19 protein-coding genes are annotated in these 26,343 nt (G+C 44.7%); 5 read left to right on the top strand and 14 right to left on the bottom strand.

The features are described from left to right. Nucleotides 1-40: 40 nt before the first annotated feature. The 3 genes from N4A56_RS06210 to N4A56_RS06200 form a co-directional block, all read right to left on the bottom strand. The gene (locus N4A56_RS06210; protein WP_295545821.1) at nt 41-769 is read right to left on the bottom strand and encodes a 4Fe-4S dicluster domain-containing protein; all 729 of its coding nucleotides are present in this window, start codon (nt 767-769) and stop codon (nt 41-43) included. A gap of 46 nt (nt 770-815) precedes the next feature. Beyond that, on the bottom strand, nt 816-3,857 hold the full coding sequence (gene fdnG / locus N4A56_RS06205; RefSeq protein ID WP_295545819.1) for a formate dehydrogenase-N subunit alpha: 3,042 nt from the start codon (nt 3,855-3,857) through the stop codon (nt 816-818). Between the two features lie 195 nt (nt 3,858-4,052). Next, a complete protein-coding gene (locus N4A56_RS06200; protein ID WP_293670677.1) occupies nt 4,053-4,430 on the bottom strand; it encodes a LysR family transcriptional regulator in 378 nt (125 codons plus the stop codon). Between the two features lie 352 nt (nt 4,431-4,782). On the opposite strand from N4A56_RS06200, the gene N4A56_RS06195 reads away from it, so the two are divergent. Then, nucleotides 4,783-5,235, top strand: coding sequence for a YhcH/YjgK/YiaL family protein (locus tag N4A56_RS06195; RefSeq protein ID WP_295545817.1), 453 nt, complete (start codon nt 4,783-4,785; stop codon nt 5,233-5,235). Between the two features lie 74 nt (nt 5,236-5,309). Here N4A56_RS06195 and N4A56_RS06190 read toward each other — a convergent pair whose 3' ends face one another. Further along, entirely contained in the window at nt 5,310-6,401 is a 1,092-nt protein-coding gene (locus N4A56_RS06190; RefSeq protein ID WP_293670673.1) for an SEL1-like repeat protein, read from the bottom strand. A gap of 649 nt (nt 6,402-7,050) precedes the next feature. On the opposite strand from N4A56_RS06190, the gene N4A56_RS06185 reads away from it, so the two are divergent. Next, nucleotides 7,051-8,268 carry an outer membrane homotrimeric porin gene (locus N4A56_RS06185; RefSeq protein WP_295545815.1) on the top strand — a complete coding sequence of 406 codons (1,218 nt, stop codon included), beginning with the start codon at nt 7,051-7,053 and terminating at the stop codon, nt 8,266-8,268. A gap of 144 nt (nt 8,269-8,412) precedes the next feature. Here the strand turns inward: N4A56_RS06185 and N4A56_RS06180 are convergent, their stop codons facing one another. The 3 genes from N4A56_RS06180 to N4A56_RS06170 form a co-directional block, all read right to left on the bottom strand. Beyond that, nucleotides 8,413-9,078, bottom strand: coding sequence for a response regulator transcription factor (locus N4A56_RS06180; RefSeq protein ID WP_293670669.1), 666 nt, complete (start codon nt 9,076-9,078; stop codon nt 8,413-8,415). A 701-nt stretch (nt 9,079-9,779) separates the two neighbouring features. Further along, nucleotides 9,780-10,112: an AzlD domain-containing protein gene (locus N4A56_RS06175; RefSeq protein WP_295545813.1), complete on the bottom strand. Its 333-nt coding sequence runs from the start codon at nt 10,110-10,112 to the stop codon at nt 9,780-9,782. Further along, complete coding sequence (locus N4A56_RS06170; protein ID WP_295545812.1) at nt 10,091-10,813, bottom strand: AzlC family ABC transporter permease; 723 nt, start codon at nt 10,811-10,813, stop codon at nt 10,091-10,093. The genes N4A56_RS06175 and N4A56_RS06170 overlap by 22 nt, the downstream gene beginning before the upstream one ends. 121 nt (nt 10,814-10,934) lie before the next feature. Between N4A56_RS06170 and N4A56_RS06165 the strand changes: the two genes are divergently transcribed. Then, a complete protein-coding gene (locus N4A56_RS06165) occupies nt 10,935-12,377 on the top strand; it encodes a PLP-dependent aminotransferase family protein (protein WP_295545810.1) in 1,443 nt (480 codons plus the stop codon). A gap of 158 nt (nt 12,378-12,535) precedes the next feature. On the opposite strand, the gene N4A56_RS06160 is transcribed toward N4A56_RS06165, so the two are convergent. The 7 genes from N4A56_RS06160 to N4A56_RS06130 all read right to left on the bottom strand — a co-directional run bounded on the left by N4A56_RS06160 (nt 12,536) and on the right by N4A56_RS06130 (nt 23,793). Further along, nucleotides 12,536-14,665: a methyl-accepting chemotaxis protein gene (locus tag N4A56_RS06160; protein ID WP_295545807.1), complete on the bottom strand. Its 2,130-nt coding sequence runs from the start codon at nt 14,663-14,665 to the stop codon at nt 12,536-12,538. A gap of 763 nt (nt 14,666-15,428) precedes the next feature. Then, on the bottom strand, nt 15,429-17,558 hold the full coding sequence (locus N4A56_RS06155) for a methyl-accepting chemotaxis protein (RefSeq protein WP_295545804.1): 2,130 nt from the start codon (nt 17,556-17,558) through the stop codon (nt 15,429-15,431). A gap of 509 nt (nt 17,559-18,067) precedes the next feature. After that, entirely contained in the window at nt 18,068-19,075 is a 1,008-nt protein-coding gene (locus N4A56_RS06150) for an ABC transporter ATP-binding protein (RefSeq protein WP_295545802.1), read from the bottom strand. Nucleotides 19,076-19,095: 20 nt separating this feature from the next. Further along, nucleotides 19,096-20,061, bottom strand: a complete 966-nt coding sequence (locus N4A56_RS06145) for an ABC transporter ATP-binding protein (protein WP_295545801.1) — start codon at nt 20,059-20,061, stop codon at nt 19,096-19,098. Beyond that, the gene (locus tag N4A56_RS06140; RefSeq protein WP_293670654.1) at nt 20,058-20,981 is read right to left on the bottom strand and encodes an ABC transporter permease; all 924 of its coding nucleotides are present in this window, start codon (nt 20,979-20,981) and stop codon (nt 20,058-20,060) included. The genes N4A56_RS06145 and N4A56_RS06140 overlap by 4 nt, the downstream gene beginning before the upstream one ends. Before the next feature lie 15 nt (nt 20,982-20,996). Beyond that, a complete protein-coding gene (locus tag N4A56_RS06135) occupies nt 20,997-21,971 on the bottom strand; it encodes an ABC transporter permease (RefSeq protein WP_295545799.1) in 975 nt (324 codons plus the stop codon). Nucleotides 21,972-22,221: 250 nt separating this feature from the next. Beyond that, nucleotides 22,222-23,793, bottom strand: coding sequence for an ABC transporter substrate-binding protein (locus N4A56_RS06130; RefSeq protein ID WP_293670650.1), 1,572 nt, complete (start codon nt 23,791-23,793; stop codon nt 22,222-22,224). A gap of 193 nt (nt 23,794-23,986) precedes the next feature. Here N4A56_RS06130 and N4A56_RS06125 point away from each other — a divergent pair, with 193 nt between their 5' ends. Continuing rightward, a complete protein-coding gene (locus N4A56_RS06125; RefSeq protein WP_295545795.1) occupies nt 23,987-25,153 on the top strand; it encodes a M20 family metallopeptidase in 1,167 nt (388 codons plus the stop codon). Between the two features lie 198 nt (nt 25,154-25,351). Beyond that, entirely contained in the window at nt 25,352-26,089 is a 738-nt protein-coding gene (locus N4A56_RS06120) for a sulfite exporter TauE/SafE family protein (protein ID WP_295545792.1), read from the top strand. The last annotated feature ends 254 nt before the right edge of the window (nt 26,090-26,343 follow it).

The raw sequence follows: 26,343 nt of genomic DNA, 5'->3' as shown, positions 1-26,343 counted from the left end.
AGGGGGTGATGATTCGTCATCACCCCCTTGAGTTCAGTAGCTAGGACTTGGACACAGATGTTACAGAGGTACGCAAAGAGGCAAAGAGCTGTCTGCGCGATGTAGGCACAGGTGCTTGTGCAACCACATGTGTGTGGTAGCGCTCCGGTGCTTCTGCAAGCAGATAGATGACACTGACATCTTCAGGGTCGACAAGCATTGCTTTTGGGTGCTCTTTTTTGACTTTTGCGAGTCGTGTTTGTGCAAGTGCGAGCATTTCTTCTCTGTCGCCAAAGTTCATGCCCCCAGTCGGACATGCATGCACACATGCTGGAAGTTTGCCTTCCTGAATTCTGTCGATACACATATTGCATTTACCCGGACGTTTTGTTTTTGCATCCCAGCGTGGGATATCGTACGGGCATGACTCTCGAACATATTGCAGGTCTTCGTCAGAAAATTGTTTCATTTTTTCTGTGAAGATAACTGCGCCTGTAGCTTCATCCTTAATGATAGCCCCTTCTTCCACAGTGTCGGATGCTCCCTGACAAGGAGGTTCGACACAGTGACGGCACTGATCGGGGAAGAAGTTCCATGTGATGGTTTCCCCGTCCAGATGTTCACTGAAGCGTACCAGTTTGTAGTTATTTACGTTTAAATCAGGTGGGTTCTGATGTGTGCCAACCTGTTTTGTTTTATTTGCGGGTAGCTCATGCCATTCTTTGCAAGCAATCTGGCAGCCCCGACAAGCCGTGCACCGTGTGGTGTCTATAAGAAAGGCTTTTGACATGTTCTTTCTCCTTTACTCGTGCTGCATGTGCAGCAGACGGGGTGATCTACACTTCAATTTCGGTAAGCTTGTCTGCTTTACGAATATTGACGCAACTAGCCTTGTATTCTGGAATAGTTGTATTCGGGTCACCTACCGAAGGAGTAAGCCTGTTTGTTGAGTCGCCTGTTCCCGGTGTTGTCCAGCCGAAGCAGAAAGGCATGCCCACAAGGTGAACAGTTTTACCTTTGACCTGAAGAGGGCGGATACGGACTGTAACCATGGCGATGGCTTCAACTTTGCCGCGAATACTTTCAACAATGACACCGTCACCGTTTTTGATACCTTTTTCTTTAGCCAGTTCCGGACTCATCTCAACGTAGAGCTGCGGCTCAGCTTCAAGCAGGTTCGGTACGTTTCGAGTTTCACCACCGCCGCACCAGTGTTCGGTAACGCTGTAGGTGGTGAGAACAATAGGGAAGTTAGGATCAGCCGGTTTAGCAAGCTTATCCATAGAACTATCCACATATTTGTATACCGGACTGCTGAGCTGTTTTGAGAACGGATGAGAATCAATTGGTGTTTCAACTGGCTCATAATGTTCAGGTATTGGACCGTCTTTTCTGCCCGGACCGAATATCTGACCGTGTCCATGATTACTCATGATGAACGGATGTCTGCCATTGCCGCTGGAGAGTGGTTTCCAGCCGCCGTCTGGCACATCACCTATCCATTTTTTACCATCCCACTTGATGACAGCTTTTTTAGGATTAAGCGGCATGCCGTCAGCATTCACTGAGGCTCTATTGTAGAGAATGCGGCGGTTTACAGGCCAGCACCAAGCCCAGTTAGGGTACAGACCAATGTTAGCCTGCATCTCTGTTTGTTCTGGGTTACGGCGTTTAGATTTGTTTCCGTCTTCTTCTGTATAGCTACCAGCGTAGAGCCAGTTGAGCGACATGGTTTCACCTTTGTCACTCAAAGCGGTAAAGGATGGAACCTGCTGACCTTTTTTGTATTTTTTGCCTTTAACAACAGTGTCTTTGGTGAACTGACCATTGATAAGGCGTGTCCAATACTCAACGTCATATGTCTTCGGCCAGTTAAGCAGGGTGATTGCTTCCGGTAGTGTACCGCCTTCTTTTTTGTATAATCCACGAATTTCATTCATCAGCGGATGGAATGCAGCACCGAAGGAACGGGCTTCAGCTTCCGGCTCAATTGCTTTGTCGTGCCAACCAATCCAACGACCGGAGTTGGTTACTGTACCTTCTTTTTCTACACGGTGTGCAGAAGGCAGCAGGAAGACTTCGGTTTTGATTTTTGTAGGGTCGGCATCTGGACGCTGCCAGTTGTCTGTAGTTTCTGAGTGGTGCAGTTCCTGTGTTACCAGCCAGTCCAAATTATCAAGTGCTTTGCGCAACTTGTTAGAGTTCGGCACGCTGTTCATAGGGTTAAGACCGATGATAAAGCCACCTTTGATCTGGTTGTTGAACATCCGGTCAAACAGGAACATGTAGGAATAGTCTTCTCCCTTTTCAATTTTAGGGAGCAAGCTGTAACAGTAGCCGTTTTTATCAGTAGCGTTTTCGCCGTACCAAGCTTTTAACAAGCTAGTGAAGTACTTCGGCTTATGCTGCCACCAGTTTGCACTTTGTGAATCGTTGGAAACAGGTGTGTTCGCTTTGTTGTACTCTGCATATGTCTGCCAGTCGGCTTTAGGCATTGCCATATAGCCCGGGATAATATGGTAGAGCAGGGTATGGTCAGTAGAACCCTGTACGTTAGGTTCCCCGCGCAATGCGTTGATACCACCGCCAGCAACACCAATATTACCAAGGAGTAACTGTAGGATTGCAGCACTACGGATATTTTGCACACCCACTGTATGCTGAGTCCAGCCGAGAGCGTACATGATAGTACCCGCACGATCAGCCTTACCTGTTGAGCTGAATGTGGAGTATACCTTTTGCAGATTATCTTTTGATACACCGGTAACAGAAGAGACGTTATCAATATTGTATCGTGAGAAGTGGTTTCGCAAGAGATTGAAAACACACCGAGGGTGTTTGAGGGACTCGTCTTTTTTCGGAATACCTTTGGAATCGAGATCAAATTTCCATGTGCTTTGATCGTAAATACGATTCTTAGGGTCATATCCGCTAAACAGACCGTCATTAAATTCAAAGTCTTCGCTTACGATGTATGGAGCGTTGGTGTAGTTTACAACATAGTCTTTGAAGTATTTTTCGTTTTCAAGCACGTAGTGAATCATACCGCCCATAAAGGCGATATCTGTGCCGGAACGGATAGGGACATGGAAATCTGAACGGGCGGATGTACGGGAGAATTTAGGGTCAACATGCATCACTGATGCCCCTGCGTCTTTAGCCCGTAATACCCATTTAAAGGAAATTGGATGGTGTTCAGCGGCATTACTGCCGATGATGAGGATTGAATCGGCATTTTTAATGTCGATCCAATGGTTTGTCATTGCACCGCGTCCGAACGACTCTCCCAGAGCCGCTACAGTTGCGCTGTGTCAGATACGCGCCTGGTGGTCCATGTGGACGACACCGAGGCTACGCATGGCTTGATGGATAAGGGCACATTCTTCGTTGCTTGCATGCGAAGTACCAAGCAGGAACATGGATTCCAGACGGTTTACAGTCTGACCTTTATCATTTTTTACGATAAGTTCTTTATCACGGGTTTCTTTGACTCTGCGGGCAATCTTGGAAAGCATCCAGTCCCAATCTTTTTCTACCCATTTGTCACTGTATGGAGCACGATACATAGGCTTTTTAACTCTATGCTCGTTACGTGACATGGAAAGAAGCGCAGCACCTTTAGCACATAGTGCGCCTTCGTTGACTGGGAAATCTGGATCACCTTCTGTACTGATGAGCTTTCCATCGCGTACATGTGCAATGATGTGACAGCTTACAGAACAGAAAGGACAGATTGTGATGACTTCTTTGGCACCTTTGGTTTTGAGCGAAGTCGCATATGCTTGCGCTTCTTTCAAATCAAACCCCAGTTGACCAAGGGACAGGCATGCTACCCCTGCGCTGGTGAGTTTTAGGAATCCTCGCCGCGTATAACTCATGCGTTGACCTCCTGTTGTGAGTAAATGAATTGCACTGCTTGCCTGCAATGCTCAGCACAAACCATCACACGCTGTATGATTTTTCTGCAAGGTAAAACTGTAATATCGGTATGTTATGATTAGCACGGCTGAGGGCGCACCTATCCTGTCGGTGGTCCGGTATGTCCGGTACAGCCATGGAACGCGAATGCATATTTATTTTTGAGAAATAACTGGCGGAGGAAGGTCTTTTATTGACCAATACTTATTAGGCGCATACCCGAAGTGTTCGGCAGCCGAAGACAGCGCGTACTGCTCTACATTGGTCAGCCAATCTTTATATGATGCGATAAGGTGTTTTGCTGCTGTGCTCAGCTGAGCCGCAGAGCCTTTGCCAGCTTGTTGCTCCAGCAGTTTTATACCGAGGATTTTTTCTGATGCTTTAATTTTGCCCCAGGCTGCTCTGTAAGACATTCCTAAAGCTTTGGCAGCAGCACTAAGTGAACCAGTATGCTCTATGTATTCTAGCAACTGTAACCTGCCTTGCCCGATAAGAACCCCTGAAGAGGTTTCGAGCCAGAGGTGAATTCTCATTGTTGGAGCGCCTGTTGTCATTTTTTAATCCATATGAGGTTGCATATTTATTATGCCTAAATGGATATAACAAATAGCTGTTATAGTAATAAAAAAGACAATTAAGCTCTGTTTGGCACAGGATTGTGTAACTATCTAAAATATCGATGTTAATAGTGGTGTGCTATAGAGTGGCAGCAATGTATGTTAAAAAAAACATAGTAATAAAATAATGAAGGAAGATTGATCTGCTTGGTTTTCTGTATGAATAGTTTTTAGGGTTTATTTTTCAAATTTTTCAGCGTGTTGTCTCGTAATATGCTATATCTTCCTCAGATGAATATATATAATGATAGTGTGAAGGATTATAACCATGATTTTAGATGTGCTAGACCATGCTGCGCAATATGAGTCTTTGTCGCCGTTTTTTGCGAAGGCTTTTTCCTTTTTGAACAGAGAAGATTTACGCGAATTAGCGGACGGGCAGTATGCCATTGAGGGAAAGAAACTTTTTGCAACAGTTGTGCGAGATAAGGGTAGGGCAGCTGCCGGAGCAAAGCTGGAAGCGCATGACGACTATATTGATATTCATTTTGTGTTGCGGGGAACCGAACGCATGGGGTGGAAATCCCGTAGACTGGTAACAGCTGGTGCTGAAAAGCCAAATGAAGATCAGGATCTTTATTTTTATGATGAAGAACCGGCAAGCTGGGCTACTGTTGAATCTGGAGCGTTTGCGATATTTTTTCCTGAAGATGCGCACATGCCGATGGTTGCAGATGGCGACATCCATAAGGTTATACTCAAAGTTGCTGTCGTTGCATAAAAAAAGTGCAACGCATCGTTGGGGTAAACTCAACGATGTGTTGCACCATATTTGTTTGATGATCAAACGTGGTATTACTCTATGGTCTGAGGCTTCGCATTCTGGCTTGGTTCTTGGGGCGGAATATCCGGAGTGGCATATGCACTGATTTCGCGGATAGCATCTCGCTGCCCTTGCCGCGCTGCTTCCTCAATCCAGTAGATGAATTGTTCTATGCTCTTTTCTACCCCCTCGCCGTATTTATAGCACATGGCAATACGGAATTGAGCATCTCTGTCACCTTGTTTGGCAGATTCTAGATATAAGTAAGCGGCTTCTACAACGTTTTGTGGAACAGAGCTGCCTGTTCTGTAACGTTCTGCAAGGTTATACTGCGCAATGGCATGCCCCTGTTTAGCTGCATGGTAATACCAGAATGTCGCTTTTTCCTCATCCTGAACAACACCAATACCTGTGGTGTAATAGTAGCCCATATTGTTCTGCGCCACAGCATCCCCATGCTTTGCGGCTTTAGCATACCACATGATTGCGCGGTTGAGGTCTGATTCAACACCTTCACCTCGTGCATAGCATGCAGCTACATGAATATAGGCATCAGCAAAGTGCTGCTCAGCAGCGCGTTTGAACCAGTAAAATGCGGTGGCGAGGTCGTAATCAACATCAACACCTTTGGTGTGAAAGCAGCCCAGCGCAAACTGCGCCATAGCGTTACCGCCTTCAGCTGCTATAGTATATAGATCCAGTGCTCTGGGAATATTTTGATCAATTCCCTCCCCATATTCATAGCAACGAGCAACTTCTGCAATGGCATCTGGGTTTCCAGTAGCACGTGCTCTTTCATACCATTGTACGGATGTTTTAGCGTCTGCTGTTACTCCATGACCATAGCGGTAGATGTACCCAAGTTCCATTTGTGCTTCGTAAAAGCCCTGTTCCGCTGCTGCAATGAATAGACGAAGCCCTTTTTCCTGATTTTTATCTGTTCCTAACCCCCAGTAGTAACATGTGCCAAGGTGATAAAGAGCCTTTGGCGTTCTCTCTCGTGCCAGCGATTCAAACAGCGCAATGGCTTTAGCATATTCCTCGCGGTTGTATGCAGCCAATGCTTGTTCGAGAGAAGAGTTTTTTGGGGCTTTGGTAAATAGTTTTTTTACGGAAGAAAACACAGGGCGCTCCAGACAGTAGTGATGAGTGTATCGAATCAGAAAGTTGTGCTTTTTGCATTACAAGATAACGCCTACAGAAATATGGGCGATACATATATATACCTTTGGACGTACTGTTTTGCAAAGTAAGTTGTTAACGGTGTTAAATGGCGTATGAAAATGGGATAACACTTTTTTGCGATAAAATCTCACCTTTTTAGAGGATTAAGAGAGTGATTACATGAAACGGTCTACATATTTTTATCTAGGCGTATGGATAAAAAATACTATCATGTATGCGGTGTGGTTCTAAGTTTTCATTGATGTAAAAACTTTGAACCATGATAGACCTGTTTCTGAAAGTGCGATTTGTATTTCTTTTATATGTTTTCGGTTAGTTTTTAGAAAACATGAGGACAAGTTTTCTTGTTTCGAAATTTAAAGATTAGACAAAATCACTTTTCAAATTGAATGAAATAAGAGTTTAGCCATTCTTATTCATATATGAAGCTCACCATAGGGACACATAGTTTTGTTAGCCGCAAATACTATGTGAAGCCGCCCTGACAAGAGCTTCATCTTAGGCTGTATATTTTTTACCCTTTGGGTACAAAAAATTGAACAGTCACTGACTTTGGACACTTAGTGAATTTAAGAAGGAAAATTTATTATGAAACGTATTATCGTTCTCGCACTTGCTGCATGCATGGTGCTCGGCGCTGCTCTTGGCGCTTCTGCTGCTGAATTTAAAGCATCTGGTATGCTTTATGCTGGTTACAACTACTCTAACGCTGATGACTACAAAACTACTGGTAGCGACCTCAACGAGTTCTCCCAGCGTTTCCGTTCTCAGATTGACATCGTAACTGACGAAAATCTCTCCGGTACTCTTTACTTCGAAATCGACCAGACTTGGGGTAAAGGCCCTAAAAATGGTCCAACTTCCGGTGGCGATCTCGGCGCTGACGGTGTTAACATCGAAACTCGTCGTGCTTACATGACTTTCATGGTTCCTAACACTGCTGTTAAAGTACGTGCTGGTATCCAGGGTCTTTCTCTTCCAGGTGCAGTTTCTGGTTCCCCTATCCTCGCTGACGACGTTGCAGCTATCGTAGCTAGCACTTCTTTCGACAACGTAGGCGTAACTGGCTTCTTCGCACGTCCTTACGACACTGCTAAATCTGAAACTACTGTTGACTTCTTCGGTGCTATCGTTGCAGCTGATTTCGGTACAGTTTCTGTTTCTCCATACTTCATGTTTGCTAACGTTGGCGACAACGCTGCTGCTTTTGGTGGCGAAGATGCACAGTGGTACGGTGTTGCTGTTGAAGCTGCTCCAATCGAAAACCTTACCCTCGCATTCGACGGTATGTACGGTAAAGTTACTGACGAAGACGGTGGCTTCCTCGTAGCTGGTAAAGCTGCTTACGCAACTGACTTCGCTGTTCCTGCATTCGTTGTTTGGTACGGTTCTGGTAACGACGATGACGGCGAAGGCATCATGCCAACCGCTGACGGTCTTGACTTCACTACTACTACTTTCGTTGGTTTCGGTGCTACTGGTACTTCTAACGATTCTCTCTTCGGTACTGCTCTTGGCAAATGGGGCGTATCCCTTCAGGCTTCTGAACTCACTTTCCTCGAGAACGTAACTCACACTGTACGTCTTTCTTACATTCAGGGTACTAACGAAGATTCTTCTGACCTGACTGTATGGGGTGACGACGACCGTGCTTACGAATTTGACTTCGTAACTGTTTACTCTGCATACCCTAACCTCGACTTCATCGTTGACCTCGCTTACGCAGGTACTGATTTCGACGGTGGCGCTGCTAAGAGCGTAGACAACGTTTACAAAGCTGCTCTCGGCGTACAGTACAACTTCTAATCTGAAGTTGTTTTTATCAAAGTCAGTGTGCTAACAGCCACTATAAGAGGTACCCTCACGGGTACCTCTTTTTTTATGTATGAGAAAAGCCCCGCTGCCTGTTTAGTGTAGCGGGGCTTTTGTTGTGCAGTATCTTAGTATTATTTACGCAAGAGAAGATAAACCTTTGCGCAGAGCATAGAGCGTAGCCTGCACTCTGTTGGTCAAATGCAGCTTAGTGAGAATGTTATTCATATGCGTGCTTACCGTTGCTTCGCTTACGGTAAGTTCGGTTGCAATGGTTTTATTGCCTTTACCTTCTGCTACTAACTGGAGAATTTCGACTTCTCTCGGGGTAAGCGGGTGTGGCTCTACATGTTTGTGCTCACCGGGTGAGGCGATAATAGAAAGAGCTTCAAGAGCAATAGATGGTGTGAATGCAGGTTCACCGTTGTAAACTTTGCGAATGTGCTGTGCGAGATCAGTAGCAGTGGTGTCTTTTAGCAAGTACCCCATTGCGCCAGATTTAATCGCAGAAAAAATCGTATCTCCCGCGGTGTTGTTGGTCAAAATAATTATCTTGCTGGTGAGGTTGCATTTTTTGATTTCCAAGCTTGTTTGAACACCATCCATCACAGGCATGTTTATGTTCATGAGAATAATGTCCGGCAGCAAATGTTTAGCTTGAGAAAGTGCTTCATCTCCGTTCGAGGCTTCACCGATAACACTCATATCGGAGTGCTGAGAGAGGCTTTCCCGTAATCCGATTCGGTAAATCTCATGATGATCCACAATGAGAATGCGAACCGGTTTATGCGAGCTGTTTTTCATTGGTATTTTCCAGCTAAGTTAGAGAAAAGAATAAAGTGTGTGTATCATCCATTCGAGTATTGCTCTGCATTCTGGTCAGATGAATGTCGTTGCAAACCCGTGTAAACGAGCAGGGGTCATGCTGCTTGAAAAAAGTGTGTGTGGATATTCAGGGTGGCAATTCTTGGAAAAAAGTTTCTTGCACAGGGCTAAGTGCAACAAGAAAGCAGTGACGTGAAATAATGCCCGAAGTCATTTTGCTAACTTTTCTAAGAAGGTGCTAATCTGATAACCAGTTAGTGAAAGATCCTTTTGTTTGTATTTTTAAGGTATAGACAACTTGTTGATATGGTTGAGTTTCTGCTTTTGTGTCTAGTTTGCGCAATTTTAGTAAGACTCCTACGAAGCAGAGTGTAGAAAGTCAAGTCAGCGTTGTTTGTGAACTGTGTTAACGTGATGTTCTTCTGTAATATATTCTTTATTGCATCGTCTTGATATTTATTACGAAAAAATACGTATTTCTTTAACAGGTATTACATAGTTAATTAATAACAAAGCCTTGCCAATATCAACTGGCAAGGCTTTGTTTTAGTGAAAATACGTAATTATACCTAAAGCGGGTGGGGCTGGCATACATAATACTTTGAAGAAGGGTAGTATGTTCGTCTTAATGCAATGAAGACTTTTGGTATGCTAATTATCAGAAATATTGTTGTATTCGATTATCCCAAAAGATAGCGCCATCCTGCAATCACAAGCATTCCTGTAACAATTGTTCCAAAAAAACTTCTAGTCCAATATGCTATAGCAAAAACCGGAATAGCAGACCAAAGGTATTTGTTATCAAAAGATAGGGAGAAGTTACCGTCATGGATAAACAGAGACGGAGCCAGTAGGGCGCTTAAAATAGCTGCTGGAACAAATCCAAGCCAGCTGCTGACTACTTCTGGAAATTTCTTTTTGGAAAGCAGGGCGATTGGTAATAGTCTTGGGATATATGTAACTGCCATCATTCCTACAATTGTAAGGAAGATTATTTTTTCCGTATATTGCATAGGATAACTCCTGTTGTTGCTGCGATAATGGAGGCAAGAATGACGCAAAGTTGTTCAGCGCCAGCAAGGTACAATGTTATAGATGCGATAGCTGCAATGATTGAAACTATCGCATGCATGTTTGATTTTACCTGCCAGATGAGAAGGACGACAAACATTGCCGGAAGTGCATAATCAAACCCCAAGGGCTTAATATCTCCTATCAGGTGTGAGCCGCACACGCCGATAACTGTGCCGGAAACCCAACAAAAATGGGCGACGCAATTGACTGTGATGGCTTGCAATTCCCCAAAATTATTTCGATCTATATTAGCCATGTGAATGGCGAATGTTTCATCAATAAGCTGAAAACTGAACAACAGCTTGCGCATGAACGTCATTTTAGAAAGATGCGGAGCAATTGCAGCAGACATGAGAAAGTGTCGCAGGTTAACAATAAACGTCGTAACTATGATCGTTACTGGTGACATTGATGCCGCAAAAAGACTTACTGCAATAAATTGTGAGGAACCGGCTAAAACAATGATAGACATCATAACGGTTAGAAAACCGGGAATTCCGTTTTTGGTTGCGAGTACTCCGAATGTAAAACCGACAGGGATAAACCCGACGATAATCGGAACAGCTTGTTTAAATCCTTCTACAATACCTGACCGTAAGGCATGTTTAGTAGGTTTTTTTGCAAGAATATTTTGGTGCATATTGATGTCCTTTAGTGAGTTGCATTGTTCTTGAATTGAAACACAAAATCTGTAAACATAACAGATGCAGTTTTTACAAAAAACGATAAGTACAGATTAGGAAATCCAACCAGAGATAGCTATGCCGTCAGTTTTAAAGGACTATAAATACCAGAGTCTGGAGTCGTATTTGCTTGATATGATCGATTCCGGCAGATTTAATGTAGGTGATAAGCTTCCGTCATTGCGTGGGATTGCGCAAAAAATGGGTGTGTCATTGGCAACTGTAACGCATGCCTATATGGAGTTAGAGAAAAAAGGGATAATAGAGGCGCGACCGCGTTCTGGATATTACGTGCGACAAAAAGCAGCTTTTTTACCGATTCCAGACTCGCCGATGCATGATGTTCAGATGGGTAAGCTTAGCAGAACGCAACTTATACAGACTGTACTCGGGATTGTCGGTGAAAAGGATATGCTGCCGTTTGGATGCATTTGCGCTGACAATTCACTTCTCCCGCATAAGGCATTAGCCAGAATAATGAATTCTGTTTTGCGCACATGCGGGCAGGATGTAATGGGATATGAATCTATTCAGGGCAATCAGCTGCTACGTAATCAGATAGGATGGCGTATGCAGGAATATGATTGTCAGGTAACTGGTAACGATGTGCTGGTCACATTTGGGGCAATGGAAGCACTATACATTGCACTCAGGACTACGACCCGCCCTGGAGACAATGTTGTTATCCAGTCGCCGACGTATTTTTGTTTTTTACAGTTGCTGGAAAACTTAGGGTTGCGCGCAATTGAAGTTGCTTCCAGCCCGACGCATGGTGTCTCCCCGCGGGATCTTGATAGAGCCTTTTCGCGTTTTGATATAGCTGCCTGTATTCTTGCACCAAACTTCAATAATCCTGATGGTGCTCTTATTCCAGATGACGCAAAGCAGGAAATTGTTGAGCTTTGTGATTCGTACAAGATTCCGTTGATAGAGGATGATGTTTCGGGAGACTTGTATTGTGATCTGGACAGACGACCCCGCCCGTTAAAATCATATGATACAACAGGGAATGTGATCCACTGTTCGTCTTTTTCAAAGACTATCTCCCCGGGCTTCAGGTTAGGGTATATGATTCCGGGTAAAAAACTGGACAAGGCGTTAGATATTAAAGCAACGACTAATGTGTCCTGTTCTACCCCTACACAACTGACTCTCGGAACATATTTAAAAGAGGGGCTGTACGAACGACATCTGCGCAAACTGCGGACAGCTGTGCGTAGCCAGCGGGCAATGATGCAGCAGCTTTTACCGGAATATTTTCCAGAAGGAACCAGAGCTACTCAACCTAAGGGCGGTTGTGTGCTGTGGGTTGAGTTGCCGAAACAGGTGGATGGGACGAAGCTGTTTTTTGATGTGAAAAAGCACAGGATAAGCATCGCACCGGGTGCTATATTTTCGACAAGTGAAAGTTTTACGAATTTTATTCGCTTATCGTGTGTGGGTTTTTGGAATGAAGAAATGCGTGCAGGCTTGGAAACTATCGGGCGGCTTGCTTGTGAACAAGTGGAAAGCGGGAAGTGATAGGAGCATGTCGACATTTCAAATGAAATATATGCAGCAAAAGACTGGTTAGCCGTTTGTGAGAAATCCGTTTTGCTAGAACGTTAGGAATGATCTTCTGAAGAGCAATAAACGCCTCCCTGCCTAAAGAATAGTGCAGGGAGGCGCATTTTATTTCATTATCCTTTGTATAGTTTTTCCATCATGGTTGTGAGGGACTCAGAAACATTGCCGAGATTGTTTACAGATGTTTCTGCCATGTGCATGTTTTCAGCTGTTATATTCGAGATATGGCTGATTTCATCCACTGCCTGTGTGATTTCCTCACTGGCTGCGGATTGCTGCTCGGCAGCAGTTGCAATGGCTCGTACCTGATCGGTTGCCGGTGTAACTTTTGTGACAATGCGACCAAAGGCGTTGCCGGATTCCGTTACATATTGAGTCGCTTCCTCAACAGCTTGAGCAGTGTTTGTCATGGCATCAATGTTCTGCTGTGTGCCAGACTGGATTGTCTGGATAGCAGTACCAACACGGCTTGTGGCTTCCATGGTGTTTTCCGCAAGCTTTCTGACCTCATCTGCAACAACTGCGAAACCTCGTCCTGCATCACCTGCACGGGCTGCTTCAATAGCGGCGTTCAATGCTAGCAGGTTTGTCTGGTCTGCAATGTCGCTGATGACATTCAGAATATCACTGATAGACTCAACTTGCGTTCCAAGCTCGCCCATTTCATTTTTAAGATGCTCACTTAATGCGTGTACATTTTGGATGGTTGTTACAGATTGCTCTACAACTTCCAGACCTGATTGAGCTTCTTGATACACAGAATCAACACTGTTTGCAGCCTCAGAAGCATTTCGTGAGACTTCCAGAATGGTACTGTTCATTTCTTCCATGGCTGTAGCAGTTTCGCTGTTTCGGCTATCCTGCTGTTTAACACCATCCGCAGTAGTGCCAATTTGGTTGTGCAAGTCTTCAGAAACCGATGTTAAATCTTCAACAAGAGTTTTAAGCTGATCTGCCACAGCAAGCTGACCTGCTCGGCGAGCTTTCAGGGTTTCTTGCTGCGCTTCTTCTGCTATTGCAGTTGCTTTTTCTGCTTCTTCTGAACGTAGCTGAACCTCTTTCATGTTCGTATCTAAATCATCCAGATTTTCTTTCAGTGTACTTGCCATTGTGTTCACAGCATTTTGCATTTCTGCAATTTCATCCTGTCCTTTTGGATGACAACGAACAGTCAAGTCACCTTCTGCAATTTTAGAAATAACGGAGGAAGTCTCGATGATAGGGCGGGTGATAACGCGAACGAGGTAGAATATGCCTGCAAGGGCAACAAGAAGCCCTGCGATCCCTGTGATAAGAAGGGTTTGAGTCAGACTGTTTGCCTTGGCAAAAACAACGTCCATTGGAACTGATAGAGAAATAGCCCACTTTTCTTTAGCCTTGCCAAGTGACAACGGAACGACAACACGTAATGTGTCGTCAAGTTCACTTACAACAGTTTCACCGCGTGCGGCGCGTTGAAGAAGCTGGTTGCCGCCTTCGACTACGTCGGCGTATCGAGTTCCAAATAAATTAGGCCTGTTGGTGACGGCTTGTAGGATTCCGTCATGTCCTATTAATCCAACAGCACAATGTCCATTAAATGCAGTAACATTGTTTACAATGTTTTTTAAGAAACCAACGGATAGATCAACACCAGCAACACCAATTACCGTATTATTAACGATGATTGGTGCAGAAAGACTAGATACGTAATATTTTTCACCTTCGGGGCTTGTATATTCTGAGACATTAGTAACTACATCTTCGCGTGAGTCTCGGCTTGCCGTGTACCAACTTCCACTCATATCCCCACACGGCATAAGGGTTAGCTGACCAGATGGTTTATTCCAGTACGGGATGAACTGACCAATACTGTTGCTTGTCTTTTTATCGTTTCTATACTGGCTATCTTTTCCATCAAAAAGCATAGGCTCAGTACCTAACCACACTCCGTATAGTTCGCTGTTTTTTACTGCGATTTGTTTCATGACCTGCAAAACTTCTTCGCGGTTAGGGGTGGCGTTGGCTTGCTTTAGCCCCTCGATGGTTTGAGCCAGTGTGCGTGCGGTTGTAAAGGCGTCATTGAATTGTTGTTTAATTAGCAGCGCTTGTTCTTTTGCGGCTTCCAGCGCCAGAACACGTGCTGTTTTAATTGCAGCTGTGCGTGTAAAATTGATAGAAACAGCAAGTAAGACTCCAATAAATAAAATCGAACAACCTGAAATTATTAGAAGAAGTTTTACTTTCAGGGATTTAAACTGCATAGCTCCTCCATGTATGCGTCGGGTTGCACAGTTACAAGGCCGAAGCAGTTACTAGAGTTAAATGGTAGTAACATGGGTTGGCGCATAGAAATATGCGGTAAATTTTGTCAGCAACAAAATGGCTCCTCTTATATCTTCTCGGTGAACAATGAGGAACCTTTAGTGCAACTGTATAATTTAATTTTTTTTCCTAAAGATAAATTTGTAAAATTGAGTTTCTGGATGCCTAAACTGATAGGTGAATAATAGTGATTCATTTATTGATGCATATATAGTGCTGTATGGTCTTTCAGGAAAAAAAAGGTGTACTAGTGAGTTGATTCAGATTTGTTTATCGACTGTTTTGTTTTCATTACCCTAATAGTTATGCGTTCTGTATAAAGAAAACCTCTCTGTAGTAGTAGTGTAAGATATCTCAAAAGCGGTGTTGCGAGACGTAATTTTTTTACACAAAAGATATCGTGCTATGCGTATTTTTTCGTTTTTAGGTATGCAAGATAACAGTAAGTGCCATGATGATATATTTGTCTATCTTTCAATGTTTTGAAGTTTTTACTCTTTTTAAAAGATGTAAATGCTTTTTATTATGGTGGTGTATTTTGCACTTCTTTGGTGTGTTCACATTGAAAAGTGGATGCACATATTTTTTTAGGGCGAGACTGGAGTGAAGAAAGAAAGGCTACAATTTCATGAGCAATTTTTTCCAAAAGAAAAGCCCCCTGCCAGCAAAAAGGCTGGCAGGGGGCTTGGTGTTTTCTAGAGCTTACCCTTGCTGCAAGGTATGCATCATTTTTTTGAGAGATTCAGATACATCACCAAGTGTGTGAACTGACGTTTCCGCCTGCTGCATTTTTTCCGCAGTGACGGTAGAAATCTGGCTGATTTCATCAATCGCATGGGTGATCTCTTCACTGGCAGCAGATTGCTGTTCCGCAGCGGTTGCAATAGCTCTAACCTGATCTGTTGCCGGTGTTACCTTGGAAACGATGCGGTCAAAAGCATCACCGGATTCAGTTACAAACTTGGTTGCTTCTTCAACTGCACTGGCGGTGTTTGTCATTGCGTCAATATTTTGCTGAGTTCCAGATTGAATTGTCTGGATGGCAGTGCCAACCCGGCTGGTTGCTTCCATGGTGTTTTCAGCAAGCTTTCGCACTTCATCTGCAACAACGGCGAAACCGCGTCCTGCATCACCGGCACGGGCAGCTTCAATCGCCGCGTTCAATGCCAGTAAGTTTGTTTGGTCTGCAATGTCAGTAATTACATTAAGAATGTCGCTGATAGATTCAACTTGTTCTCCAAGTTCTCCCATCTCTTTTTTGAGATGTTCACTCAGGGAATATACATTTTGAATTGTTGAAACAGATTTTCCAACGACTTCTAAGCCTGACTGTGCTTCTTGATATACAATATCCACACTTTCAGCAGCTTCAGATGCATTACGGGACACTTCAAGGATTGTGCTGTTCATTTCTTCCATAGCAGTTGCTGTCTCGCTGTTGCGAGAATCCTGCTGCTCAACGCCTTGGGCAGTAGTGCTAATCTGTGTATCAAGTTCACTGGAAACGGATGTAAGGTCGCTTACGAGAACTTCAAGCTGCTCTGCGGCTGCAAGCTGTCCATTGCGGTGTGCTTTTACAGCCTCTTCCTGAGCTTCTTCAGCACGAGCTGTTGCCTGTTCGGCTTCTTTTGACCGAAGTTCAACTTCTTGCATGTTCTTTTGAATATCTTCCATATTCGTCTGCAAGGTTCCAGCCATGCTGTTTACTGCATTTTGCATTTCTGCAATTTCATCTTGCCCTTTCGGGTTGCAGCGAACGCTCAGGTCACCTTCTGCAATTTTCGAAATAACTGAGGAAGTATCGATAATCGGGCGTGTAATTAATTTCACAAGGTAGAATATGCCTGCAAGCGCTATGAGTAAGCCGACAAAACCTGTGAGTAACAGGGTCTGGGTAAGTTTGTTAGCATCTGCGAGTACGATGTCCATTGGGACAGACACAGAAACAACCCAGTTCTTTTTTGCATTACCCAGTGTAACAGGGATTGCTACGCGAAGTGTATCGTCTGTCTCGTTTACGACGGATTCACCACCGAGAGCACGTTGGAACAAGGCTGAGCCGCCTTCAACAACATCTGAATATGGTGTGCCGAGAAGATTAGGCTTGTTGGTAAATGCTTGGATAGTACCGTCTGAAGCAATAAGAGCCATCTGGCAATGGCCGTTAAATGCATTAATGTTGTTGACGATGCCTTTGAGAAAGTCGGTTGAGAGGTCAGCACCTGCAACACCAATTACTTTATTATTAACAATAACTGGAATTGTCATACTGGAAACACTGTACTTACTACCGGAGGTGTTCGTGTATTCAGTGACGTTTGTGACTGATTCTTCACGAGTATTGCGGCTAAATGTGTACCATGCACCATTCAGGTCAGTACATGCATCAAGTGTTGCAGTACCACTTGCTTTACTCCAGTAAGGAACAAATCTTCCGTCAGAATGGTTGAATCTTCCACCATTTTTATACTGCGCGTCTTTTCCGTCGAATAGCATCGGCTCCGTTGCTAACCATACCCCGTAAAGTTTGTTTTGCTTAACCGCAATTTGCTTCATGACTTCAGAAACATGCTCACGGTCAGGAGTCTGTAAATATTTTTTTGTACCTTCAATGGCGAGTGCAAATGTGCGTGCAACAGCAAAGGCTTCATCAAATTCTTGTTTCACAAGCAATGCTTGTTTGTGTGCAGCATCTTCTGTCATGACTCGAGCTGATTCAACAGCTGCTGTGCGAGTAAAATTAATCGTCACAGCCAGCAATGAGCCTATGAACAGAATGGAACATCCTGATATAAGGATTAGGAGTTTCATCTTAAGCGATTTAAACTGCATAGTTTCTCCATGTGGTGAAGCTTGAAGGTAGTCGTTGTTGTGTTTGTGTTAATTGCGAAGCGAGAAGGATGTAAATATGTGTCGTGACATATCGAAATTTTTCGCTTTTTTTATCCTGTGAGAGAATCACTCTCATGTTTCTTCTCGGTGACAAGCGCTAAAGCTTTAGTATGTATACGTGATTTTACATTATTAAATATATTCATACATAATTTGCAATAACTCACTGATACCAAATGATTAACGATACAGGAATAGTCAATTGTTTTAGAACATGATTGATCTTACGGCGTAAATGTAAAATATGTAAAAATTTATTATAAGAGTGTTCGCATTCGCTGATTTTAAATGAAAATGTGACAGGTTTTTGCCGAGATGCGGGGGGGAAAGAGCGTGTGGCTATTTGCTAGAGATGAAATAGTCTATCGCATAAAAAAAACGGCTTTGTCGTGCAAAGCCGCTTTATTTGTTACTGATTCTATAGTCAGTTGTAAGTATGTGTTTACAAGCTAAGGCATGGTTGCCAGATGACAGCATGCTCGGCGACCGGGAGCAATTTCGGTATCAACCGGAGCCTCTTTAGCACAAATATCCATGGCATGCGGGCAACGCGGGTGGAAGTGACAACCGGCAGGAGGATCAAGCGGAGATGGAATTTCACCTTTAAGAGGAGTGAAGTCTACTCCGCGGCGGTCAAGACGAGGTACTTCATCTAACAATGCTTTAGTGTACGGATGGAAAGGGTTGCTGAAAATATCTTCCACAGGGGCAACTTCAACAACACGTCCGAGATACATTACCGCAATTCTGTCGGAAATGTGTTCCACTACGCCAAGGTCATGGCTGATGAATAAACATGTCAGGTTCAGTTCTGAGCGCAACTCCATGAAGAGGTTCAGAATTTGAGCTTGAATTGATACGTCAAGCGCAGCGACAGATTCATCACACACAAGACATTCTGGTTGTACAGCCATAGCACGGGCAATACCGATGCGTTGTCGTTGACCGCCAGAGAACTGGTGAGGGTAGCGATGCGCGTATGACGGGTCTAGCCCGCATCGCAGCATTACTTTTGCGAGATAATCGTCCAACTCGGATGAACTGGTTAATTTATGATACAGCGGAGCCTCGCCGATGATGTTTTTGACACGTTTACGCGGGTTAAGCGACGCGAACGGGTCTTGAAAGATCATCTGCACGTTGACATTATAATCGGTAAGGTCTTGTTTGGATAATATATCGACATCCTGACCTTTGTAATAAATTTTGCCTTCACTGCGTGGAAGAATGCCGCAAAGCATTCGCCCAAGGGTTGATTTGCCACAGCCGGACTCTCCTACGAGTCCGAGCACTTCACCCGGCATGACAGAGAGGTCTACAGAATCAACAGCCTGTACCCGTTCCTCACGTATGTTGGAACCTAGGGAACGGGCAATACGTCCGGCTAAATCGAGCTTTTTAACAAAAGCACGGCTCAGTCCTTCACATTGAAGATATGGTGTATTGGAATCGCTCATAAATGTTTCCGTTCTACGGGTTACAGGTTTGGATGAAAACAGCAGACACGGCGCCCGTTCTCTGTTTCGGTTACCGGCGGCTTACACAGACATTTTTCTGTCGCTTTAGGACATCGCATGCGGAAGGAGCAGCCTTCAGGTAAATTGATGAGGGAAGGAGTCATACCCGGAATCTGATACAGCGGTTCGCCACGATGGTTACGGCTTGGCACAGAACCTACCAGTCCTTCAGTGTACGGGTGAAGCGGCTTGTCGAGCACCGCCTCTACTGGACCTTCTTCAATAATTTTTCCAGCGTACATAACGGCAACACGATTTGCTAATCCGGCAATAACTGTAAGGTCATGCGTAACCCACATAAGAGACATGCCAGTTTTGCGGCATAACTGCTGCATCTCAGAAAGAATCTGACTTTGGATGGTTACATCAAGCGCAGTGGTCGGCTCATCCGCAATAATAAGGTCAGGGTGGTTAAGTAAACCTGTTGCAATAGCAACACGCTGACGCATACCACCTGAGAACTGGTGCGGGTAAGCTTTGACTCGTTTTTCCGGTGAAGGAATTCCCACCATGCCAAGAGCTTCGATGGCACGCTCTCGCGCTTCTGCTTTGCTGACTTTTTTATGGGTACGGACCGCTTCGATCATTTGAGTATCGATGCGCAAAACCGGATTCAACGTCATCATCGGATCTTGAAAGATCATAGCAACTTCATTGCCGCGGAAGTTGCGCCATTCTTCTGTAGACTGCGTTAACAGCTCCCGTCCTTTGAATTTAATAGAGCCATCAACAACACGACCCGGCTCATCCACCAGTCCCATGATTGAAAAACCAGTTACGGATTTACCACTGCCGGATTCACCCACAATACCGACAACCTCTCCCTTTTCGATGGTAAGAGAAATGCCGTTAACAGCTTTAGCCACGCCAGCACGGGTAAAGAAGTGTGTTTTAAGATTGGTAATTTCGAGTAATGGAGTGCTCATCGTTTTAACCTCGGGTTCAGAACGTCACGTAATCTGTCACCAACAAGGTTGATGCTTACAATAAGTATGAGCAGGGCAACACCCGGATAAAAACTGATCCAGTAGTAGCCGCTTTGCAGGTATTTAAAGCCGTTGGAAATAAGCAAACCTAATGATGGTTCGGTAATTGGCATACCAAGCCCGAGGAAAGAAAGGGTTGCTTCAAGCGCGATGGCACTCGCTACTTTAACGGTAGAGATTACAATAAGTTCAGGAGTACAGTTCGGTAATACATGGGAGAACATGATGCGGCGCTGCGGTAGTGCGAGGCATTTGGCAGCTTCAACATATTCTTTACTGCGTTCAACAAGTACGTTGGAACGGATGGCTCGGGCGTAGTACGCCCACTGAACAAGAATCAGGGCAAGGATGATTTTATCGACCCCTTTACCGAGAATTGCCAGCAGGATGAGCGCAACAAGGATTGCTGGAAAACTCAGCTGCAAGTCAACAATACGCATGATGACGGTATCTGTTTTACCACCGACATATGCAGCCCAAAGCCCTATGATTGCACCAATAATAAGTGCGATGATAGTTGATACAACGCCAACACCCAGTGAAATGCGCAGCCCGTAAAGAATAGAGCTGAACATGTCGCGACCTTGGCTGTCTGTGCCGAGCCAGTATGAAATAGACCCGTCAAAAGACGTGGAACCCGGCGCAAGTTTGCCGTCCATAATGTCGATAGCCATCAAGTCGTATGGATTTTGCGGAGCGATATACGGAGCAAACAGCGCGATGCCGATCATTATGATTAAAAGAACAAGACCGACCGCTGCCACACGGTTTTCAAAAAATTCTTTTACTGCTTGCAGGAACAAGGATTCATCATGAACCGCCGGAGCCTGTACAGTAGCTTCTGTCATATTATCTGCCATTTCAGATCCTCGCGGTTATCGTTCCTGACCAAGGCGTACGCGCGGGTCAAGAATGGAGTACAGAATGTCCACAACTAAGTTAATAATGATGAACATTGCTACGGTAATAAGCAGGTAGGCTACGATAATCGGACGATCAAGCACACCGATAGAGTCGATAACCAGTTTGCCCATTCCCGGCCATGCAAAAATGGTTTCGGTAACAACTGCAAAGGCAATGAGGCTACCGAACTCCATACCAAGAACTGTAATAACCGGAATCATGATGTTTTTCATAACATGCAGCCCGATAACACGGGTTTCGGACAAGCCTTTTGCACGGGCAAATTTAACGTAGTCCATCTGCATGTTTTCTTGCACACCAGCGCGGGTAAGGCGGATAGCGAGTGATGTCTTAAACAGGGCAAGGTTGGTGGCAGGCAAAATAAGATGTGCCAGCCCACCGAGCGTAAGAAAGCTGACAGGAATGCCCAGAAGCATGACAGTTTCGCCTCGTCCCCCCGAAGGCAGCCAGTTCAGGTGTACCGAGAATATGATGATAAGCATAAGCCCGACCCAGAACGTCGGCAGACTGAATCCGAGGATTGAGAAACGCATAATGTTTCTTCCAATCCAGCTGTTTGCTTTCATACCGGCAACCATACCGAGTGGAATGCCGAAAATTACTGCAATAAACATGGCAGTAAACGCAAGCTCCAGTGTGGCAGGGAGGCGATCAAGAATAACCTTGAGTGCCGGTTCGTTATACACAAAAGAGTTACCGAAATCGCCATGCAGAGCACCTTTCAAAAAGATGGTGTACTGTTCCCACAACGGTTTATCCAGTCCCAGTTCATGGACAGCGCGTGCATATTCAGCCGGAGTCGCGTCCGGTGCGATTAGAATATCGATAGGGTTACCGATGTAAAACACGCCCACGAAAACTAGCAGGGACATAACAAGCAGAACGACAGCGCTCTGCGATATGCGACGTATAAGGAAAGCGAGCATAAAGGATGACGCTCCAAAAAAGCCAAAGGGGTAAAAAACAGGTTGAAGGGGCGTGATATCCACGCCCCTTCAACAGGTGTAATCATAAAAATGACAAACTAAAGCATTGCGGTGTGTTGTACTAAGTGAACTTGTGTACGTGTATGCACCTTGTGTTGTTTTTCTGAGTGCGAACAGGCGTCGTTCGCGTATCCAGATTGTTTGTCATGTATGCACGACGGCAGCGTCGTGGTTTAGGTCAACTCAAACGCTATTTCGCAACGCTGATAGCGCGTGGAAGTGTGTAGCCGTCTGCACGACCTTCGTAGTTGAGACCTTTTTTCATAGCCCACACGTTTACCTGATAGTGAATAGGTACGATGCCTACTTCACCAAGACCAAGCTCAACAGCTTCTACAAGAAGTTCGTTATGCTTTACAGGGTCAACGGTAACGAGAGCTTCTTCGAGCAGAGCGTCAACTTTAGGGTTGGAGTAGCGACCACGGTTAGAAGAGCCGAAGCCTTTTTCTTTATCGTAGGTATGAAGCAGTGCAGCTATGCAGTTGGAGTGCTCACCGGTGTCGGTAGCCCAGCCAACGAGCATGAGGCTGAATTCGAGAGCAGAAGCTTTGCCGAAGTATACACTCTTAGGCATGGTGTTTACTTCTGTTTTAATACCAACTTTAGTCAGCATCTGTGCAATAGCCTGTGCAATATCGCCGTCGTTTACATAACGGTCGTTTGGACCGTGGATGGTAATTTTAAAACCTTCAGGGTAACCAGCTTCTGCGAGCAGAGCTTTAGCGCCTTTCGGGTCGTATTCTTCAGGCTTCAGGTTTTTGCTTGTACCTTCGTAGCCCTCAGGAACCATCTGTGCAGCAGGAACAGCAAGACCGTCCATAATGCGTGCAGCGATAGCTTTACGGTGGATTGCTTTGGAAATAGCTTTACGTACTCGTACGTCTTTCAACGGGTTCTTGATTTTTTTACCGTTGTTGTCAGTTACCATAGGGCTGTCATCACGGTCGGAATCAAGGTGCAGGTAAATGAGACGAGTAGATGGAGATTTAGACATGGTGAGTTTTGCATCTTTGGAAAGGTGCGCTACGTCTGCCGGTGGAACAAAGTTGATAAGATCAACGTCGCCGGATTTAAGTGCAGCTACACGAGTTCCATCATTGGTAATAGGCTTAGCAATAATGGTTTCCCAAGGCATTTTTTCGCCCCAGTAGTTGTCATTACGTTTGTAGATAATGGAATCACCACGTTTCCATTCAACTAACATGTAAGGACCGGTGCCGATGGTGGCTTTACCGGAGTTGAAGTCAGCAGTTGTTGCGCCTTCACCATGTTTTTTAGAAATAATATTGAATGTAGAGAGGTTACGAGGAAGAAGTGGAGAAGGACCGTCTGTGTGGAATCGAATGGTGAGCGGGTCCACAATTTCCATTTCTTTAATGGCACTGACCATTGCAGTGTAAGAAGACGGGCTGTTAGGAACAGTCGGGATACGTTCGATAGTAAATTTAACGTCTTCTGCGGTAAATGGAGAACCGTCGTGGAAAGTTACGCCTTCGCGAAGTTTAACTTCCCATACGTTGTCGCTTACTGGAGACCAGGAAACAGCGAGTCCCGGCATAAGTTTTTGACGAGAATCCTGACGGATGAGTTTGTCGAAAACATAAATAGCCTGTTCGTTGTTTGCATTTACGTTATGGAAATGCGGGTCAAGAGAGGTTGGTTCACCTTTCAGACCGATGGTCAGCGTCTGTGCAAAAGCACCAGCAGCGCACACGAGCAGCAGCATGCAGACGGTGACAAGAGCCATAAATCTATTACGCATAAATCTCTCCTTGCTTGTTAATCTCACTCAAAATCGTTTGACTATACGAAAGAAAATCTTGAGAATCAAGAGACACTCCGAAAAATGATGAGTTTCCGGCGGTAATGTGTTTTGAATATAGGTGTTTGTCCGGCATTGAAGGTTATAATACAATTACATTTTTTAGATATGGCGAAAAGGGAAGGAGTGACAGATGATTACAGAAGTTCGCAAATTTATTGCTGCGCATGAGCAGGAAATGGTTTCGCTGTTGCAAAAATTAGTTGAGATAAACAGCTATACTGGAAACAAATCTGGAGTAGATGCCGTTGCAACAGTTATTCAACAGGAATGCGAGTCCATAGGATTGCATGTTCGCCGTGAAGCGCGCACAGAAGTCGGTGACAACCTTGTTATTGAAACACAACTGCATAAAGACGGTGTAAAAGGTCTGCTTATGTGTGGACATATGGATACAGTCTTTCCACCGGAGCTAGGATTTAATTCTTTCACTCAGGACGCCACAAATTTTTATGGTCCGGGTGTTGCGGATATGAAATGCGGTTTGGTTGTGGGTATCTACCTGTTAAAGGCGCTTGATGCTCTTGGCTTATTGCAGAACATGTCTATTGCTTTTATTTGTAACTCAGATGAAGAGACAGGTTCAACACACTCCGCAGAACTTATTTTGCAAGAAGCGGAAAACAGTTTTGCAGGGTTTGTTCTGGAATCTACAAAAGAAGGCGGCGAACTCGTAATCGGACGAAAAGGTCGCATGACATTTGAGTTAGAAGTCACAGGCAAGGCTGGGCATGCTGGAAATGTTGGTGCACACAAAGCCAGTGCCATTCTTGAAATAGCGCACCAAATTCAAGCGTACGAAGCCTTGAATGATATCGAACAGGGAACCAGCGTTAATGTTGGAACCGTTGAGGGTGGCGTTGGTGCCAATACCGTTGCTGAAAAAGCCCGCGCTATTGTAGAGTTTCGATACAGCAAAAAAGAATGCGGTGACAATGTGTGGAAAGCGGTGCAGGAGCTTGCGGCAAAACCATTCACTGAAGGAACAACTTGCTCAGTAAAAACAATGACTGCGCGTCCTCCAATGGTTACGAATGATGCCATTTTAGGGCTGTACGATATGGTAAAGGAAGTCGGCACAAAGCATGGCTATGACATTCAATGTGCGCACTGCGGCGGTGGTTCTGACGCAAATATTATTTCCCAAACAGGCATTCCTGTTATCGACGGTATCGGTCCGTTAGGCGGAAAGCTGCATTCTGTGGAAGAATTTCTTGTTTCTGCAACAATTCCGGAACGCGCAGTTCTTGCCACACTTGTTGTCGCTAAAGCATGGGAACAATATTGCTGCTCAAAATAAGACGCAGCAGCTTAGGGTGTCTTTCTACATTGTAAACTTGTGCTGCTGGCACCTTTTTCACCTTGGTGCGGTATGAGCAAAAAATTTGTTTCGACATAGCGCTGCTGCGCTTTGAACATCTTTTTGTTTTCCAAGGAGAAACATTGGCGGGAATCTTTGCACACGCAATTTAGAAGTACACTTTAGTATAATGACACGATGGAACATATTCTTTTTATTGCTATGGGGTGGCTTGTTGGCGGTTTTGTAAACGGGCTTGCCGGATTTGGGGCAGCAATGGTTGCAATGCCGATCATCAGTTATGTTACAGATGTTTCGGTTTTGGTACCCAGTGCCACAATGATTGTGCTTACTCTTAACTGCCATGCAGGCTGGGTGTATCGAAATCATATTGAATGGCGGTATACCAGACCGTTGTTGATAGGTGCACTTCCGGGCGTGGTGCTGAGCGCATATGCATTACAATTTGCACCGGAACAATTGCTTAGGCTTGGTATGGGGGCGTTTGTTGCTGTGTATGCTCTCTGGAACTTGTACTCGGTAACAAAGGAGCAGCGCACGATTAATCCTGCGTGGGGTTATGTAGCAGGTGCTCTATCCAGCTCCCTTGGAATGGCATTCAGCTTTAATGGTCCTCCGCTTGCGGTGTATACTGCGTACTGCGGATGCCCGAAAAATGCAGTGAAAGCTGTCATCAGTGCAGGATTTATTCTCACTGGCGTGCTTATTGTTTCAACACAATTTGCCGTAGGGAATATTGATAGTTTTGCACTCACTATCTACGCGGCGTCTGTTCCAGCTGTAGTGATCGGGAGTAAGTTAGGAATATATTGTTCGACATTTATTTCTGAAGCTGTGTACCGCAAGTTTTTCTTTGTTCTGATGATAATTCTCGGAGCAAAAATCGCGGTAACGGCATTACAAGCTATATTGTAAACGGTATGTTGTCGTATTACTGTGTGTTCTCTGATTGGGATGGAATGAGTATATCCAATAACAGAACAGACCTTTTGTAAGCGTTATGTATTGATTACAGGAGTCGCCTGTGCTTTATCCAAAGAAGCAGTAAGGCGGCTCTTTTTATGAAGGTATTGCAAAGCGATAAGCAGAAAAAGTAGTAATTCGCTTCATTCGCTTCACAAAAATATAAGTTACTAGTACAGCTATTGGGAAAAATTCCTAGTAATGAT

Origin of the sequence: Halodesulfovibrio sp. (assembly GCF_025210605.1) — a bacterium.
Classification (GTDB): domain Bacteria; phylum Desulfobacterota; class Desulfovibrionia; order Desulfovibrionales; family Desulfovibrionaceae; genus Halodesulfovibrio.
Note: the sequence above shows the minus strand (reverse complement) of the source record. Positions and strands in the feature narration are given on the sequence as shown.